Source organism: Janthinobacterium glycogeni, assembly GCF_051380725.1.
Classification (GTDB): Bacteria; Pseudomonadota; Gammaproteobacteria; order Burkholderiales; family Burkholderiaceae_D; genus Janthinobacterium.
The window spans coordinates 761205-776771 of record NZ_JBNYXP010000001.1 but is presented as its reverse complement, the minus strand read 5'-3'; the positions used below and the strand labels follow the sequence as shown (position 1 = coordinate 776771).

14 protein-coding genes are annotated in these 15567 nt (G+C 65.6%); 10 read left to right on the top strand and 4 right to left on the bottom strand.

The window, feature by feature from the left end; all coding sequences use genetic code 11:
- Nucleotide 1 precedes the first annotated feature (1 nt).
- Nucleotides 2-526: a hypothetical protein gene (locus ACQ4W4_RS03595; protein WP_436540805.1), complete on the top strand. Its 525-nt coding sequence runs from the start codon at nucleotides 2-4 to the stop codon at nucleotides 524-526.
- A 77-nt stretch (nucleotides 527-603) separates the two neighbouring features.
- Nucleotides 604-1248, top strand: coding sequence for an FABP family protein (locus tag ACQ4W4_RS03590; protein ID WP_436540804.1), 645 nt, complete (start codon nucleotides 604-606; stop codon nucleotides 1246-1248).
- Between the two features lie 98 nt (nucleotides 1249-1346).
- Here the strand turns inward: ACQ4W4_RS03590 and ACQ4W4_RS03585 are convergent, their stop codons facing one another.
- A complete protein-coding gene (locus ACQ4W4_RS03585) occupies nucleotides 1347-3809 on the bottom strand; it encodes a tetratricopeptide repeat protein (protein WP_436540803.1) in 2463 nt (820 codons plus the stop codon).
- 80 nt (nucleotides 3810-3889) lie between these two features.
- Nucleotides 3890-4669: an AraC family transcriptional regulator gene (locus ACQ4W4_RS03580; protein WP_436540802.1), complete on the bottom strand. Its 780-nt coding sequence runs from the start codon at nucleotides 4667-4669 to the stop codon at nucleotides 3890-3892.
- Nucleotides 4670-4770: 101 nt separating this feature from the next.
- Here ACQ4W4_RS03580 and ACQ4W4_RS03575 point away from each other — a divergent pair, with 101 nt between their 5' ends.
- Together ACQ4W4_RS03575 and ACQ4W4_RS03570 are read left to right on the top strand one after the other, a co-directional pair.
- The gene (locus ACQ4W4_RS03575; RefSeq protein ID WP_436540801.1) at nucleotides 4771-5661 is read left to right on the top strand and encodes a DMT family transporter; all 891 of its coding nucleotides are present in this window, start codon (nucleotides 4771-4773) and stop codon (nucleotides 5659-5661) included.
- A gap of 38 nt (nucleotides 5662-5699) precedes the next feature.
- Entirely contained in the window at nucleotides 5700-6287 is a 588-nt protein-coding gene (locus tag ACQ4W4_RS03570; RefSeq protein ID WP_436540800.1) for an O-methyltransferase, read from the top strand.
- Here ACQ4W4_RS03570 and ACQ4W4_RS03565 read toward each other — a convergent pair whose 3' ends face one another.
- Together ACQ4W4_RS03565 and ACQ4W4_RS03560 are read right to left on the bottom strand one after the other, a co-directional pair.
- Nucleotides 6288-6797, bottom strand: coding sequence for a GAF domain-containing protein (locus ACQ4W4_RS03565; protein WP_436541115.1), 510 nt, complete (start codon nucleotides 6795-6797; stop codon nucleotides 6288-6290).
- A gap of 67 nt (nucleotides 6798-6864) precedes the next feature.
- Complete coding sequence (locus ACQ4W4_RS03560) at nucleotides 6865-7755, bottom strand: LysR family transcriptional regulator (RefSeq protein WP_436540799.1); 891 nt, start codon at nucleotides 7753-7755, stop codon at nucleotides 6865-6867.
- A gap of 89 nt (nucleotides 7756-7844) precedes the next feature.
- Here ACQ4W4_RS03560 and ACQ4W4_RS03555 point away from each other — a divergent pair, with 89 nt between their 5' ends.
- From ACQ4W4_RS03555 to ACQ4W4_RS03530, 6 genes are all read left to right on the top strand, one after another.
- Nucleotides 7845-8831, top strand: coding sequence for an aldo/keto reductase (locus ACQ4W4_RS03555; RefSeq protein WP_436540798.1), 987 nt, complete (start codon nucleotides 7845-7847; stop codon nucleotides 8829-8831).
- 140 nt (nucleotides 8832-8971) lie between these two features.
- Complete coding sequence (locus tag ACQ4W4_RS03550) at nucleotides 8972-9796, top strand: CheR family methyltransferase (protein WP_200899269.1); 825 nt, start codon at nucleotides 8972-8974, stop codon at nucleotides 9794-9796.
- 1 nt (nucleotide 9797) lies between these two features.
- Complete coding sequence (locus ACQ4W4_RS03545; RefSeq protein WP_436541114.1) at nucleotides 9798-10406, top strand: chemotaxis protein CheB; 609 nt, start codon at nucleotides 9798-9800, stop codon at nucleotides 10404-10406.
- A 106-nt stretch (nucleotides 10407-10512) separates the two neighbouring features.
- Nucleotides 10513-11637, top strand: a complete 1125-nt coding sequence (locus tag ACQ4W4_RS03540; RefSeq protein ID WP_436540797.1) for a hybrid sensor histidine kinase/response regulator — start codon at nucleotides 10513-10515, stop codon at nucleotides 11635-11637.
- Entirely contained in the window at nucleotides 11634-15032 is a 3399-nt protein-coding gene (locus tag ACQ4W4_RS03535) for a hybrid sensor histidine kinase/response regulator (protein ID WP_436540796.1), read from the top strand. The genes ACQ4W4_RS03540 and ACQ4W4_RS03535 overlap by 4 nt, the downstream gene beginning before the upstream one ends.
- A gap of 48 nt (nucleotides 15033-15080) precedes the next feature.
- A complete protein-coding gene (locus ACQ4W4_RS03530) occupies nucleotides 15081-15479 on the top strand; it encodes an MAPEG family protein (protein ID WP_034750597.1) in 399 nt (132 codons plus the stop codon).
- The last annotated feature ends 88 nt before the right edge of the window (nucleotides 15480-15567 follow it).

Below are 15567 nucleotides of genomic sequence, written 5' to 3'. Positions count from 1 at the left end.
CATGGATGACGCGCGCCGGCAGCAGTTGACGGGGACCGTCGCCGCGAAAGCCGGCGTGGATGCCGCCTGCGCGGCGCGCCACCTGGCGCTGCATGATTACGAGGTGGCGGCCGCCCTGCGCAGCATCGACGCCGAGCGTTATACGCTCACGCAGCGCCTGCTGAACAAGCACCGGCGCGATGCGGAAGACGCGCTGCAGCACGTGGCGCTGGCCGTGCTGCAGCACGAAGATATCCGCAGCGACAGCGTGCTGCGTTCTGAACGCATCGCAGCCCTGGCGCCGCCCGTCGCCGGCGTGGTGATGCTGGCCGAGTGGCTGGCCTATGTGGACTGGGAAGGCTTCGACAGCGCCCTGTACGCGAATATCGACGCGGTGGCGGCCTTCATCGCCGGCGAATTGCGGTTGCCCGAGGCGGCCGCCAAGCTGCGGCAAACGCGCGACGCAGCCGTGTTCGAGGCGCAGCGTCCCGCGCTGGCCCAGGCCTTGATCGCGCTCATCGAACGTCACATTACGCAGTTTCCCTGACGGCTGGCGCTTTGCCTGCGCCGGTCGAGGTCTTACAATAGGGGCAAGCACTGTTGCCCCATTTTGAAGACTTCCGCATGAGCGATTTTCCCGAAGATATCTACACCGAGCCGTCCGCCGACGTGCACACCCTGAACAACCTCGGTCCCCTGGCCGGCATGGCCGGCATCTGGACCGGCACGCGCGGCCTGGACGTCAAGCCGAAGGCGGACGGCCCGCGCAAGCAGGCGTTCGTCGAGCGCATCGAACTGCAGCCGATCGATCCCGTCACCAACGGCCCGCAACTGTTCTACGGCTTGCGCTACTACATCCACATCACCAAGCCGGACCAGGTCAAAACCTATCATGAGCAGGTGGGCTACTGGCTGTGGGAACCGGCCACGGGCGCCGTGATCCAGACCCTGGCCATCCCGCGCGGCCAGATCGCCATGGCCTCGGGCACGACGACGGCGGACGCCACCAGTTTCGAGCTGGTGGCCAAGCGCGATTCGACGGCCTACGGCATCTGCTCGAACCCTTTCATCGAACACGCATTCACCACCGTCGAATACCGGATCAAGGTCGATATCCACGCCGACGGCACCTGGGGCTACGACGAGGACACGGTCATGCTCATTCGCGGCAAGGATGAACCATTCCATCACACGGACCGCAACCTGCTGACGAAGATCGGCGAGCCGACGCCGAACCCGATGGCCTTGCAGGCGCTGGCGGCGGTGTAAAAATCAAAAAGCGGCGACTTTTTCCGCCGCTCTGCTGGAGCGCCTGAAAAATGCTCAGGGCAACGCAACAACGCCATGGGCTTTTTCTCAGGTGCTCCTTAAGGCTGTCCCTGCGCAACGGCCTTGATCGCGCGCTCTTCTCCCATGGCGGCGGCGATCTTCCAGCGCTGCATGGCGCTGGCGCGGTCGGGGCGCGCCAGGCCCGCGCCTTCCCAGTCCATCAGGCCCAGGTTGTAGATGTCGCCCGCGCTGCCCTTGTCGGCGGCCAGGGTGAACCATTTGCGCGCTTCCTTGTGGTTGACGGGCATCTGGTAGCCGCGCACGTGATACAGGCCCAATAAGTGCATGGCTTGCGCATTGCCCTTGCCGGCGGCCTGTTTCAGCAGGTCGAGGCCGCGCGCCATGTTGCGCGGCTCTTGCCAGCCTTCGGCCAGCATCACGCCCTTCGCCGCCAGCGCGTAGCTGTCGCCCTTGACGAGACCCTTGCCGATCAGGGGCTTGGCGGCCACCTGGCGCGCCTGCCGCTGCTGCGCCGTGGGCGCCGTGGCGGGACCGGCTTGGCCTTCGCCCATCAGCAGCATCCAGCCATACAAGCCATACGCGCCGGCGTCGCCCTTGCCGACCAAGCTTTCCAGCATGGCCAGTGCCTGCGCCTTGTCGCCATTTTCATACAGCTTGACGGCCTTGGCGCTGCTGGCGTCCGGCGGCACGGGGGCTGGCGCATGGGGGGCGACGGGCGCCGACGCCATGGCCGTTTGCGGCGGCGGCGAGGCCGGGCGCACGCGCACAGGCAAGCCATAGCTGGCGGCCAGCACGGCCACGCTGGCCGGGGCGAGGATCAGCACCTGCGCCAGCTGGTTGCGGCGGCCCTTGCCGGCGATGCCCATGGCCCGCTCGGCTTGCCGCTCGCCGCCCAGCGCCTCGCTGAGCACGGCTTTTACCTTGCGATTGAACAGCCAGTAGCTGGCGCCCGTGACGAGCAGGCCGGCGATGGCGGCGGCGCCGCGCCCGGCGAAGAACCAGGTGGCGATGGCGGCGGCCAGGGCGGCCAGCGCGCTTTTCCACCAGAATTGCTTGGCCAGCCGCGTGTAGACCTGGCGCAGGGCGCCCAGCACGCAGGTGCGCACGTTCTGCGCGTATTCGGCGGAGACGACGTCGACGTGCGCATGGTCCGCGTCGCCGCTGAGGACGGACTCGATCACGTCCGCATTCAGCTCCGAGGCGGCCACGTCGCGCAGCGGCGTCAATAGCCCCTGCACGTGGGCCGAGAACAGGCCGTCGTCGGCGCTGCCGGCAAGCGCGTCGCTGAGCGCCTTGAGGTCGCCGCGCAGCAGCTTTTCCACGATGTCGTCCAGGGTCAGCCAGCGCAGGTCCGTGCCATACGCCACCAGGTGGTGTTTTTCTGCGTTGCACGAGGCGTCCAGGCGCACGATGCGCAGCTTGCCGCCATACAGGGCGTCGACTTCCTGCGGCTGGTCTTCATTGTAAATGCTCACTTTTGCCAGGGCCAGGCTGCTGGCAATGGCTGCCAGTGAGTGCACGCTCTCCTTGTCGCGGATGCGGCGCGCATCGTCGGGCGCCTGCTTGGGCAGGCTGACGCTGTAGCCGGGCGTCACGTGTACGTCGACCCAGGCTGCCGTGCCCACCTTGCCGGAGCCGTCGCACGGGTTGCAGCGCAAGTCGCCCGCGCCGCTGCAGGTGCGGCAGGTGACCTTGCCGCTGGCGCGGCAGGTACCGCAATTGATATTGCCGGCGCCATGGCAGGTGTTGCAGCTGACCTTGCCAAAGCTGCAATGGTAGCAATTGCGATGCTCGGTGCGGTATTGCGTGCGCGTTTCGCTGTGGTAGCTAGTATGCGAGCTGCCGTTGCTGTAGGTGGTAGTGGGCACTTGCACCGTGATGTAATCGGTGACTTGCTCGGAGACCGTGCCGCTGCCGCTGCAATACGAGCACGACACCTTGCCGCTGCCGTAGCAGCCGTAACCGTCGCAGCTGACGGTGCGCCCGCCGTGGCAGTTCCAGCACGTTTCCGTCGTCGCGCCGTGGCAGGTGTGGCAGCCGATGCGGCCGCGGCCGGTGCAGCTGCTGCAGGTATCGAGGTGCCAGTGCTTGACGGCGTGCGGCAGGTAGACGCCCGCCTCGACGCCGTTGTAGGCCTGGCCCGCCTGGCGCAAGGCGTTGTCGAGCTTGCCAGCCGCGCGGCGCAGGCGTTCCTTCTCCTGCGCGTGAGCGAGCGCTCCCACCTCCTGGGAACCGCAGCGGCAGTCGCTGCCCGAGGGGGCGAAGTAGCCGTTGATGACGCGCTGCTCGAAGCGAGCCTCGAGCGCGTAATTGGCCTGCAGGGAAAACTCCTGCAGCACGTCTTCCTCGCCCAGCGGCGTGATGTCGTGCGGCTCGAAACGCGTCTTGTCCTGCACCAGGGTGCGCAGCTTGCCCAATACGGTGGGGATGTCTTCCTTGCCGAGCTTGATGGGTGCCGGCGCCGTGACGCCCGTCTCTGTCACCTGCGGCGCATCCTCGCTGCCTGGGGTTTCATGGGCCGTCTCGGTGCTGGGGTTCATGCGCGTCCTTTTGCTCTCTGGAAAGATGTTTGAATTTTAGCATCCTCATATGACAAACCATGACAAAGCGGACCCGCTTTTCAGCGCAGGCCGCGGCGGAACTGGTCCGGTGTAGCGCCGCTCTGGCGGCGAAACATGGCGATGAAGGCGGAGGCCGTGCTGTAGCCCAGTTCCAGCGCGATCTCCTGCACGGTCTGTCCCTGTTCCAGCAGGGGCAGGGCGGCCAGGAAGCGCTGGCGCTGGCGCCATTCGCCGAAAGGCATGCCCAGCTCGCGCTGGCAGCGGCGCGCCAGGGTGCGCTCGGTCACGTGCAGCTGCGCGGCCCACTCGGACAGTGAGCGGTTACTTCCCGGCTCCGCCTGCAGGGCGGCCAGCAGCGCCGCGATGACGGGCTCGTCGCTGCCGGGCAGATAGTTGCGGCTGCACGGCGCCAGCTGCAATTGATCGACCAGCACCTGCGCCAGGCGCTGGTCGGCTGCGGTGGCGGGCGTGGTGACGCTTCTTTCGGCGAAGTCGCCGAGGATGGCTTTGAGCAGGGGACTGAGCACCAGCGCGCACGGCCGGGCCGGCAGCTGCGTGCACAGGCTGGCGTCGATGTAGGCCGAATGAAACACGACATCCTGGCGGATGTAGCCGTCGTGCAGGGTCTCTGGCGGTATCCACACGGCGTACTGGGGCGGCGACAGGTAGCGCTGGCCCGCCACCGTGATTTCCATCACGCCCGTGGAGCAATACGTGAGCTGGCCCCAGGGATGGCTCTGGTAATCGAATTGCTGGTGCGCGTGATAGTCGTCGAGGCGAAAATACACGGGATAGGGCAGGGCGTCGGAAACGGCGGGGAAGTGCTGGTTGCTGGCCATGATGTCTTTGTCCGGTTCTTCGCATCGTTTGTCCGATATGCATTATATCCATGGAATCGGACCATGCGAAAATGGCGGTATTGAAATTTGGAGTCCGCCGCATGCAAGCCAAGCATTATCTGTTTCCCGTGATCGCCGTGCTGATCTGGGCCATCAATACCATCGTCAGCAAGATGGCTGTCGGCGTGATCGATCCGGCCGCCATCTCGTTCTACCGCTGGCTGCTGGCCGGCGTGCTGCTGGCGGTGGTCTTCGGCCGCGCCGTGTGGAAGCAGCGTGCCGTGGTGACACCGTATCTGGGCAAACTGTTTGTGCTGGGCATGTTGGGCATGGTCATGTACCAGTGTCTCGCCTACATCGCCGCGCAGACGACGACGGCCACCAACATGGGCATTCTGGCGTCGATGATGCCGCTGCTGGCCGTGGGCCTGTCCGTGCTGGTGTTGAAAGAGGCGCCTACCGTGGGCGGCGTGTTCGGCGGCATCGTGTCCTTGCTGGGCCTCGGCTACCTGCTCAGCCATGGCGACCCGGCCGCCCTGATCGCCCATGGCGCGGCCGTGGGCGACGCGCTGATGCTGCTGGCGTGTTTGTCGTATGCCGGTTACGGCGTGCTGCTCAAGCGCTGGAAGATTCCCCTGAATAACTGGCATTCGCTGCTGATCCAGGTGTGGTGCGCCGTGCCCGTGCTGTTCGTGTATTACCTGAGCCAGTCCGCGCCGCCCGTGACCGGTGCCGGCTTGCCGCTGGTGCTGTTCGCCGGCATCCCCGCGTCCATCATCGCGCCGTTTTTGTGGATGCACGGGCTGGCCAAGCTGGGCCCGAGCCGCGCCACGACCTTGATGAATCTGCTGCCCGTGTTCACGGTGATCATCGCCATGCTGTTCCTCGGTGAAACCTTGCACAGCTACGACGTGATCGGCGGCGGCGTCACCCTGCTGGGGGTGGCGATGGTGCAGTACCTGAAACGCCCCCTGCGCCGTGCCACGGCCTAGTTTTTTTGCTATGCTGATGCTTTGCACAAGGAGCCATCATGCCTGACATCGATACCCTGTTGAGCGAACTCGAAGCATTCGGCAACACCAATGATGCGGCGCACACGGAACGCGCCAGCCGCATGCTCAACATCACGCGCGACACGGGCGAGCTGCTGGCCGTGCTCGTGCACGCGCGCGGTGCGCGGCGGGTGCTGGAAATCGGCACCTCGAACGGCTATTCGACCCTGTGGCTGGCGCGCGCGGCGCAGGCGCTGGGCGGCAGCGTGGTGACGGTGGAAAAGGCGCAGGACAAGTTCGACATGGCGCATGCCAACTTTGCGCGCGCGCAACTGCAAGGTGTGATCGGGCAATTGCTGGCGGACGCGGGCGACGTGCTGCGCGATGCGGCGGACGGCGCCTACGATTTTATCTTCCTCGATTCCGCGCGCCAGCAATACGAACAATGGTGGCCGCAGCTGGACCGGGCGCTGGCGGCCGGCGGCGTGCTGGTGGTCGACAACGCCAGTTCGCACTACGCGGACATGGCGGGCTTCCTTGACGCCATCCGCGCCGACAGCCGCTACACGGCATGCCTGGCCACGGTCGGCAAGGGCGAATTCATCGCCGTCAAGGCGGGCAACTAGTTATTCAGCAACGATAGCCGCTTCCAGCACGCGCACCAGCGATTCCACGCCCTGCGCGTCGATGTCGTCGAAGCGGGCGATCAATGGGCTGTCGAGGTCGAACACACCGATGATCTGGCCGCGCGCAAACACGGGCACGACCAGTTCCGAACGGGAGTTGACGTCGCAGGCGATGTGGCCGGGAAAAGCGTGCACGTCCTGCACGACGATGGACTTGCCTTCGACCACGGTGGTGCCGCACACGCCGCGCCCTTTCTTGATGCGGATGCAGGCCGGCTTGCCCTGGAACGGTCCCAGCACCAGTTCCTCGCCTTTCAGGAAATAAAAACCGGCCCAGTTCAGGCCCGGCATGGTGTGGAAGACGAGCGAACTGAAGTTGGCCGTATTGGCGATGAAATCGGTCTCGCCCGACAGCAAGCCTTGCAGCTGCGAGCGCAGGTCCGCATACATGGCGTGCTTGGCTGCGGGGGTATCGGTGGCGTAAGCGGCGTCGCTGAGGGTAAACGTCATGGTCGTGGTGGCGCGTAAATTGGGGAAGGCGCCATGGTAGCGCGTCTGGCGCATCCGTGTGCGCGCCTCACTGTTCCAGATGTTCTTGCGCCAGCTGGCGCAGCAGGGGCAGGCTCGCATGGCCGTGCTCTGGCCGCCAGGCCAGGCCGATGCCGGCCGCCAATTCCTCCCCTTCCAGCAATGGCCGGTAGGCCACCCCGGCGAGCCGCAAGGCGCGGAACGAGTCGGCCAGCAGCGCCATGCCCTTGCCGGCCGCCACGTCGCCGAGCAGCACGTGGTGGTCGGGCGCTTCGCGCAAGAACATCGGCGCGAAGCCATGCCGGCGAAACACCTGCTGGCAATGGTCGAAGAAGGCGGGCTGGCGCGCCCGTTCGAACCAGTAAATCGATTCTGCCGCGATGTCGGTCAGACTGAGCTTGCGCTTTTTCGCCAGCCGGTGCCCGGCGGGCAGGGCCAGCATCATGGGCTGGCGCGCCAGCGGCTGCACGGCCAGTTCGAAGGTGGCGCTGGGCAGGGCCAGCAGGGCCGCGTCGAGCTGGCCCTTGCGCACGCCAGCGACCAGGCGCGGCGAGGGCGCCGCCGTCAGTTCCAGGCGGACATTGCCCAATTGCTCTTCCAGCGTCGCCAGCAGCGGACGGAACAGGCCGGCCGCGACGGAACTGGTCAGGCCCAGGCGCAGGCGCGCCGGCGCGCTGTCACGCTGCAGCGACGTTTGCGCAACGTCCAGCAAATCGAGGATGTGCAGCGCCTGCGGCAGCAGGGTGCGGCCCGCCTGCGTCAAGGCCACGCCCTGCGTGTCGCGCTCGAACAAGCGCGCGCCCAGCCGCTCTTCCAGCGCCTTGATGGCGCGCGACAAGGGTGGCTGGGTCATGTGCAATTGCTCGGCCGCCTGGCGAAAGTTCAGGCAGCGGGCGACGGCGCAGAACAGGGTCAGGGCGTGGGTGTCGAGGGCTCTCATACCAGAAAGGTATCACGAAATCGCGCATTCCCTTGCCGGCCGGCGCGGCCTAGACTGGCTGCATCGAGTCACCACCTGAGGAGAGCAGCATGCAACAACGACGTATCGGCAATAGCGGCTTGAACAGTTCGGCACTGGGCCTGGGCTGCATGGGCATGTCGGAATTTTATGGCGCCACGGACGAGGCGCAATCGCTGGCCACGCTGGAAGCGGCCTTGGCGGCGGGCGTGACCCTGTTCGACACGGCCGACGCCTACGGTTTCGGCCACAACGAGCAATTGCTGGGGCGATTCTTCAGCCAGCACCGCGGGCGGGCCCTGGTCGCCACGAAGTGCGGCCTGGCGCGCGAGGCGGGCAGCTATGCGCGCCGCGTCGACAATGCACCCGCTTACATCCGCCAGGCGTGCGAAGCGTCGCTGGCGCGCCTGGGCGTCGACACCATCGACCTGTTTTACCTGCACCGCCTGAACCTCGATACCCCGCTGGAAGACTCGATGGGAGCGCTGGCGCGACTGCTGCAAGAGGGCAAGATCCGCGCCGTGGGCCTGTGCGAAGTGAGTGCCGCCACCCTGCGGCGCGCGGCCGCGCTCTGCCCCGTGGCGGCCGTGCAGAGCGAATACTCGCTGTGGACGCGCGAACCGGAGCAGGGCGTGCTGGCCGCCTGCCGCGACGTGGGCGCCAGTTTCTTTGCCTACAGTCCGCTGGGGCGCGGTTTCCTGACGGGCGCCATCGCCGATGCGGACAGCCTCGACGCGGGAGATTTCCGCCAGTTCAATCCCCGCTTTTCATCCGACAACCTGGCGCGTAACCAGGCCATCGTTGCGCAGGTCAAGTACCTCGCGCGCGCGAAGGGCTGCACGCCGGCCCAGCTGGCGCTGGCCTGGCTGCTGGCGCAAGGCGACGACATCATTCCCATCCCCGGCACCAAGCGCATCGCCTACCTGCACGACAACCTCGGCGCGCTGGCCGTGCGGCTGGACAGGGCGGAGCTGGCGGTGATGAACGCGGCCTTTCCCCTGGGCATGGCGGCGGGCGCGCGCTATACGGAGGAAGGCATGAAGGGCGTGGATGCCTGAAAAAAGTGGCTCTAGCGTACGCCAGCGTACCTAACTGACGCTTTTCCTGCGGGATAATCGGCGACGATCTGCTAGCATTTGGCAGTGACTGCACGGTGCACGTTGCACCGTGTTCAACGGTCAGGTATCCGATGAGGTGGATGTTGTTAGATGACGATATTTTCGATATAGAACTGAAATTATTGCTTGAGGGAATATTGCTGCGGTATCAGCACGATTTCCGCGATTATTCCGTGGCCTCCCTGCGCCGGCGCATGCGCCAGGCCATGGAGCGCTTCGGCTGCGCCAGCCTGTCGCAATTGCAGGACCGCATTTTGCACGAGCCGGCCATGTTCGCGCAGATGCTGCAATTTTTTACGGTGCAAGTGAGCGAGATGTTCCGCGATCCCGCATATTTCCGCGCCTTGCGCGAAAAAGTCGTGCCCATCCTGCATACCTATCCCTCGATCAAGATCTGGGTGGCCGGCTGCAGCAGCGGCGAAGAGGTCTGGTCGCTGGCCATCTTGCTGGAAGAGGAAGGCTTGCTCGAGCGCAGCATGATTTATGCGACCGACATCAATGTGGAAGCGCTGGCCGCCGCCGAAGCGGGCATCTATCCGGTCGAGCGCATCGCCCAGTTCAGCGAGAATTACCAGCTGGCGGGCGGCAAGCGCTCGCTGTCCGACTATTACACGGCCGCCTACAAGGGCGCCATCTTTGACCGGCGCTTGCGGCGCCAGTTCGTTTTCGCCGACCACAGCCTGGCGACGGACAGCGTGTTTTCGGAGGTGCACATGGTTTCCTGCCGTAACGTGATGATTTATTTCAATAAAGATTTGCAGGACCGCAGCCTTGGCCTGTTCCACGAAGCGCTGGTGAACCGGGGCTTCCTGGGCCTGGGCATGAAGGAAAGCCTGCATTTCAGCCGCCATGCGGATAGCTTTAACGAGCTGAGCCCGGCCGAACGCATCTTCCAGCGTGCCTGACATGCTGCCGAGCTGCGACGTCGCGCCCCCGCCCGCCGGCCTGCGCCTGATCGCCATCGGCGCTTCGGCTGGCGGCGTGGAAGCGCTGGGCATCGTGCTGCGTGCCTTGCCCGCCACCTGCCGCGCGGCCGTGGTGGTGGTGCTGCATCTGGCGCCGGGCCGCTCGAGCCAGTTGCCGCAGCTGTACGCGGAACGTTGCCAGCTGCCCTTGCGCGAAGCGCAGGATAAGGAACCGCTGCAGCCCGGCGTCGTGTATTTCGCGCCGCCCGACTACCACTTGCAAGTCGAGCCCGATGGCTGTTTTTCCCTGTCGCAGGAGGCGCCCGTGTATTTTTCGCGCCCATCGATCGATGTCTTGCTGGAAACGGCCGCGTATGCCTACCGGCGCGCCATGCTGGCCATCATCCTGACGGGCGCCTCGGCCGACGGCGCTGCGGGCCTGGCGCGCGTGCGGCAGTTGGGCGGCAGCGCCTGGGTGCAAGACCCGCAGCGGGCCAGTTGTGGCATCATGCCGGCCGCCGCGCTCAAGCTGGCCGGCGCCGACCGCGTGCTCGATTTGCCGCAAATGGCCGCCAGCCTGGCATTGCTCGGCGATGGCGAACACAAGTGAATGGGAATAGTGTAGTGCGTGTAATATATGTGAGAATTGAAACAATGTTTATGTCCATATCGAAACACGATGGCGTCTTGCCGTTGCGATGCCTGAAGATGATTCCGTGACCGCCCCTATTCATATCCTCGTCGTTGACGACATCGCGCAAAACCTGGTCGCCACCGAAGCCGTGCTGGCGCGGCCCGGCATTGTCATCCTGAAGGCCAGCTCGGGCGCGGAAGCGCTGGAATTGCTGTTGACGCATGAAGTGGCGCTGGCCCTGATCGACGTGCAAATGCCGCACATGGATGGTTTCGAGCTGGCCGAGCTGATACGCGGCAGTGAGCGCACGCGCAGCATCCCCCTGATTTTCCTCACGGCCGCCTCGCGCGAGCCGAGCTACAGTTTCCGCGGCTACGAAGCGGGCGCCGTCGACTTTCTCTACAAGCCCATCGATGTGAAAGCCTTGCAAAGCAAGGTGGCGGTGCTGGTCCAGCTATACCAGCAGAAACGCGAATTGTCGGCCCAGCTCGACGAACTCAAGCACGCGCTGCACCTGAATGAACTGTTCACGGCCGTGCTGGGCCACGACTTGCGCACGCCCTTGTCGGTGGTGATGAACGGCGCCATGCTGTTGCCGATGATGAGCGACCACCCGAAGGTGATCGTCACGGCGCAGCGCATCGAAAGCAGCGCCAAGCGCATGGCGCGCATGGTCGACCAGTTGCTGGACCTGGCGCGCATCCGTTCCGGCACGATGGAGTTGCGCAGCAGCACGCACGACTACCTGGCGCTGGCGCGCGCCATCGTCGAGGAATTCGAGACGGCCGGTCAGGCGCCGCTGGTCGAGGTCAGCAGCGTGGGCGAGCTGCACGGGCAATGCGACGCGGGCTTGCTGTCGCAAGTCATCTCGAATCTGTTAAACAATGCCATCACGCATGGCGAGCCGGGCGCGCCCGTGCAACTGGCCCTCGACGGACGGGACGCCGGCAGCATTGAATTGCGCATCGCCAATCGTGGCGTCATTCCGGCCACCTTGTTGCCGACCCTGTTCGAACCGTTCCAGCAGGCGGGCGAGAAACGCCGCACTGGTCAGGGCCTGGGACTGGGCCTGTACACGGCAAACATGTTTGTCAAGGCCCATGGCGGCACGCTCGAGCTCAGTTCGACGGCCGCGCAAGGCACGCTGGCGACCGTGCGCATTCCGCGCCAGTGCCAGGTGTGCGTGCAAGCGGGACGGGCGACATGAGCGCGCCAGCCTGGCCGCGCGGCGGCGGCAGCATGGGGGAACTGGTGCGCCAGCGCGACTGGTCCGCCACCAGCCTGGGCGCCGTCGATGGCTGGCCCGCCCATTTGCGCACCAGCGTCGACATCGTGCTCAATTCGCCGATGGCGATGGTGCTGATGTGGGGCCCGCAGCATGTCATGATTTACAACGACGACTACATCCAGATCGCAGGCGAGCGCCATCCGGCGGCGCTCGGCGGCACGGTGCCGGGCATCTGGCCGGAAATCTGGGACTGGAACGCGCGCATCCTCGAAGCGGGACTGCGCGGCGAGACGCAGGTGCACCGCGAATGCTGTTTGCCGCTGTTGCGCGGCGGACAGCGCACGGACGTCTGTTTCGACCTGTTCTACACGCCCGTGCATGGCGCCGACGGCCAGGTGGACGGCGTGCTGTGCACGGCGCTGGAATTGACGGCGCGCATGGAGGAAGGGCGCCAGCTGAAGCTGGCCACGGCCGAGCTGGGCCAACTCAACACCACCTTGCAGGCCGAGAGCGAGGCCGTGCGCGCGGCCAACCGACGCCTGGGCGAGGAGCGCGCGCTGCTGCGCGCCCTGTTCCAGCAGGCGCCCAGCTTCATGGCCCTGCTGCGCGGGCCGCAGCACGTGTTCGAATTGGCGAACGAGCATTATCTGCGCCTGGTGGGGCACCGCGATGTGCTGGGCAAGACAGTCGAAGCGGCCTTGCCTGAAGTTAAGGCGCAAGGTTTCATCGAGCTGCTCGACCAGGTCTACCGCACGGGCGAACCGTTCGAGGGGCGCCAGGTGAAGGTGGATTTGCAGACGGCGGACGGGCAGACGGGCCAGCGCCAGATCGACTTCGTCTACCAGCCCATCAAGGATGAGGAGGGCGTGGTGACGGGCATCCTCGTCGAAGGCATCGACGTCACCGAGCGCATGGAAGGTGAGGAGCGGCTGCGCCTGGCCCAGCAGGCGGGCGGCATCGGCACCTTCGAATGGTTCCCCGAGACGGGCGCGATGGTGGTGTCGCCCACGTTCCGCCGCCTGTGGGGCATTGCCGACGAGGTGGAAGTGACGGAACGCCTGCTGGTGAGCCTGGTCGATGCGCGCGACCAGCAAAAGGTTGGACCGAGCAAGCTTGACGTGGCGCCCAATCCGCTCGAATACGTCGAGTACCGCATCCGCCGCCCCGCCGATGGCGCGCTGCGCTGGATCGCGCGCCAGGGCGAGGTGGTGGCCGGCCGCATGCCGGGCCAGCGCCGCTACGTGGGCGTGTCGTTCGACGTGACGGAGCGGCGCCAGATCGAGGATGAACTCAACGCCAGCCAGGAGCGCATGGCGGCCATTTTCGGCCAGGCCTCGGTGGGCTTGTCCGAGCTGGGCCTCGATGGCAGTTTCCAGAGGGTCAACGGCGCCCTGTGCTGCATGCTGGGGCGTTCCGCCGAGGAACTGCTGAGCTTGAACATGAACGACATCATGCATCCGGCGGACGTGCCCGGCAACAACGTGCTGTTCCAGCGTCTGGTGGAAACGGGCGAGTCGTTCTCGCTGGAAAAGCGCTACCTGAAGCCCGACGGCACGCAAGTGTGGGTGTCGAGCAATGTCAGCCGCCTCGTCGATGAGCAGGGCCATACGCGTTCCCTGATCGCCGTCAAGACGGACATCACAGACCGGCGCCGCGTGGAAAAAGCGCTGCATGAATTGAACGAAACGCTCGAGCACCGGGTCGAACAGGAGGTCGGTGAGCGCACCAAGGCCGAAGACGCCTTGCGCCAGGCGCAAAAGATGGAAGCCGTGGGCCAGTTGACGGGCGGCATCGCGCACGATTTCAACAATGTGCTGCAAATCATTTCCGGCAATTTGCATTTGCTGCAGCATCTGGCGGGCACGGATGGCCTCATGCGCCAGCGCCTGGACACGGCGATCGCCGCCGTCGAGCGGGGCGCCAAATTGTCGTCGCACCTGCTGGCCTTTGCGCGGCGCCAACCGTTGCAACCCGTGGTGGCCGACCTGGCCCGCGTGGTGCGCAACATGGATGCGCTGCTGCGGCGCGCGCTGGGCGAAGCGATCGATATCGTGCTGGTGGGCGGCGGCGGGCTGTGGAATACCCTGGTCGACCGCAGCCAGATCGAGAACGTCATCCTCAACCTGGCCATCAATGCGCGCGACGCCATGGATGGCGTGGGCAAGCTGACCATCGAGCTGGGCAACGTCGTGCTCGACGAACAGTATGTGCACAACCTGGTCGACGTGCCGGCGGGCCAGTACGTGATGCTGTCGGTGACGGACACGGGCCGCGGCATGAGCGGCGCCGTGCTGCAGCGCGCGTTCGAACCGTTCTTTACCACCAAGCCGGAGGGCGCGGGCACGGGCCTGGGCCTGTCGATGGCGTACGGCTTCGTCACGCAAAGCCGCGGCCATATCCGCATTTACAGTGAACCTGGCGTGGGCACGGGAGTCAAAATCTATTTGCCCCGTTCCCTGATGGCCGAGGCGGACGAGGAACTGGAATTGAGCGGCGTCGTCACGGGCGGCACGGAAACCGTGCTGGTAGTGGAGGACGACGTGGGCGTGCGTACCACCGTGGTCGATATGCTGGGCGCGCTGGGCTACAAGGTGCTCAAGGCCGAGGATGGCGAAAGCGCGCTGGCCGTGCTGCACAGCGGCGCGCAGATCGACGTGCTGTTTACCGACGTGATCATGCCCGGTCCCGTCAGCAGCACGGAGATGGCGCGCCAGGCGCGCGAGTTGCAGCCCGATATCGCTGTCTTGTTTACGTCGGGCTACGCGCAGGATGTCATCGTGCATGAGGGGCGTCTCGACGCGGGAGTGGAATTGCTCAGCAAGCCGTACCGGCGCGAAGAGCTGGCGCGCAAGCTGCGCCATGTACTGGCCAACCGCCAGCAGCAAATGCGCGCGCGCCAGTTTGAACGGTCCGGCGCGCCGGTGGCCGGCATCCTGCCGACCGGCAGCGCGGCGGCCAGCGTACTGGGAAGTGATACGCCGGGACTGGACTTGACGGGCCATGCTCCGGAACCGCAGGGAGACATGCCGACATCGATGAAAATACTTGTGGTGGAAGACAATCTCGATTCGCAGCTGATGGTGTGTGAACTGGTGGGCATGCTGGGCCATACGGTCAGCGGCGTGTCCGATGGCGAGGCGGCGTGGAAATTGCTCAACGAGCAAGACTTCGATATCCTGTTTACGGATGTCAGCCTGCCCGGCATGTCCGGCATCGCGCTGGCGCGCATGGTGCTGCGCGATAAACCGGCCATGCGCATCATCTTTTCCACGGGCTATGGCAAGGAATCGATGGATGAGCTGGGTTTTTCCGCCAGTGTCTTGCGCAAGCCCTATGATTTGATGGAGTTGCAAGCGGCACTCGACCAACCTTGACGGGCGCGCGCCGCTTCGGCCCGCCCGTCTCACTCGCAGAGGTAAGGCATGACCCCTGAACTGACGATGCTGGCCTGTACCTTGGTGCTGGCGCTGGTGCAAATCCTGCTGCCCGCGCTGTTTCGCACGCGCGAAACGGGCACGGCCTATAACGTGAGCGCGCGCGACGGCGACGGGCCGCCCGTGGGCAAGATCACGGGCCGCCTGCGGCGGGCCCAGGCGAACCTGTTCGAAACCCTGCCCCTGTTCGCCGCCGCCGTGCTGATCGCCCACGTGACGGCGCAGGAAAGCGCGCTGACCCTGTACGGCGCCGCCCTGTATTTAGCCGCGCGCGTGCTGTATCTGCCCTTGTACGCGTTCGGCGTGCCCGTCGTGCGCACGCTCGTGTGGTGCGTGTCGATTGCCGGGCTGCTGATGCTGTTCTGGGCCATCCTGTTTGCTTCCTGAATTCCTACGCTGGCTGTAGCAGCCGTCCTATGGTCGTACGCCAGACCCGGCCGTAAAGTGGCGGCAAGCTGGCAATTGGCGCCGGCAT

Bases quoted from the DNA above. Each gene is read 5' to 3' on its own strand.
- ACQ4W4_RS03570 (WP_436540800.1), top strand. From the start codon at position 5,700: ATGCCTGACATCGATACCCTGTTGAGCGAACTCGAAGCATTCGGCAAC.
- ACQ4W4_RS03595 (WP_436540805.1), top strand. From the start codon at position 2: ATGGATGACGCGCGCCGGCAGCAGTTGACGGGGACCGTCGCCGCGAAA.
- ACQ4W4_RS03545 (WP_436541114.1), top strand. From the start codon at position 9,798: ATGCTGCCGAGCTGCGACGTCGCGCCCCCGCCCGCCGGCCTGCGCCTG.
- ACQ4W4_RS03585 (WP_436540803.1), bottom strand. From the start codon at position 3,809: ATGAACCCCAGCACCGAGACGGCCCATGAAACCCCAGGCAGCGAGGAT.
- ACQ4W4_RS03590 (WP_436540804.1), top strand. From the start codon at position 604: ATGAGCGATTTTCCCGAAGATATCTACACCGAGCCGTCCGCCGACGTG.
- ACQ4W4_RS03530 (WP_034750597.1), top strand. From the start codon at position 15,081: ATGACCCCTGAACTGACGATGCTGGCCTGTACCTTGGTGCTGGCGCTG.
- ACQ4W4_RS03565 (WP_436541115.1), bottom strand. From the start codon at position 6,797: ATGACGTTTACCCTCAGCGACGCCGCTTACGCCACCGATACCCCCGCA.
- ACQ4W4_RS03575 (WP_436540801.1), top strand. From the start codon at position 4,771: ATGCAAGCCAAGCATTATCTGTTTCCCGTGATCGCCGTGCTGATCTGG.
- ACQ4W4_RS03550 (WP_200899269.1), top strand. From the start codon at position 8,972: ATGTTGTTAGATGACGATATTTTCGATATAGAACTGAAATTATTGCTT.
- ACQ4W4_RS03560 (WP_436540799.1), bottom strand. From the start codon at position 7,755: ATGAGAGCCCTCGACACCCACGCCCTGACCCTGTTCTGCGCCGTCGCC.
- ACQ4W4_RS03580 (WP_436540802.1), bottom strand. From the start codon at position 4,669: ATGGCCAGCAACCAGCACTTCCCCGCCGTTTCCGACGCCCTGCCCTAT.
- ACQ4W4_RS03535 (WP_436540796.1), top strand. From the start codon at position 11,634: ATGAGCGCGCCAGCCTGGCCGCGCGGCGGCGGCAGCATGGGGGAACTG.
- ACQ4W4_RS03555 (WP_436540798.1), top strand. From the start codon at position 7,845: ATGCAACAACGACGTATCGGCAATAGCGGCTTGAACAGTTCGGCACTG.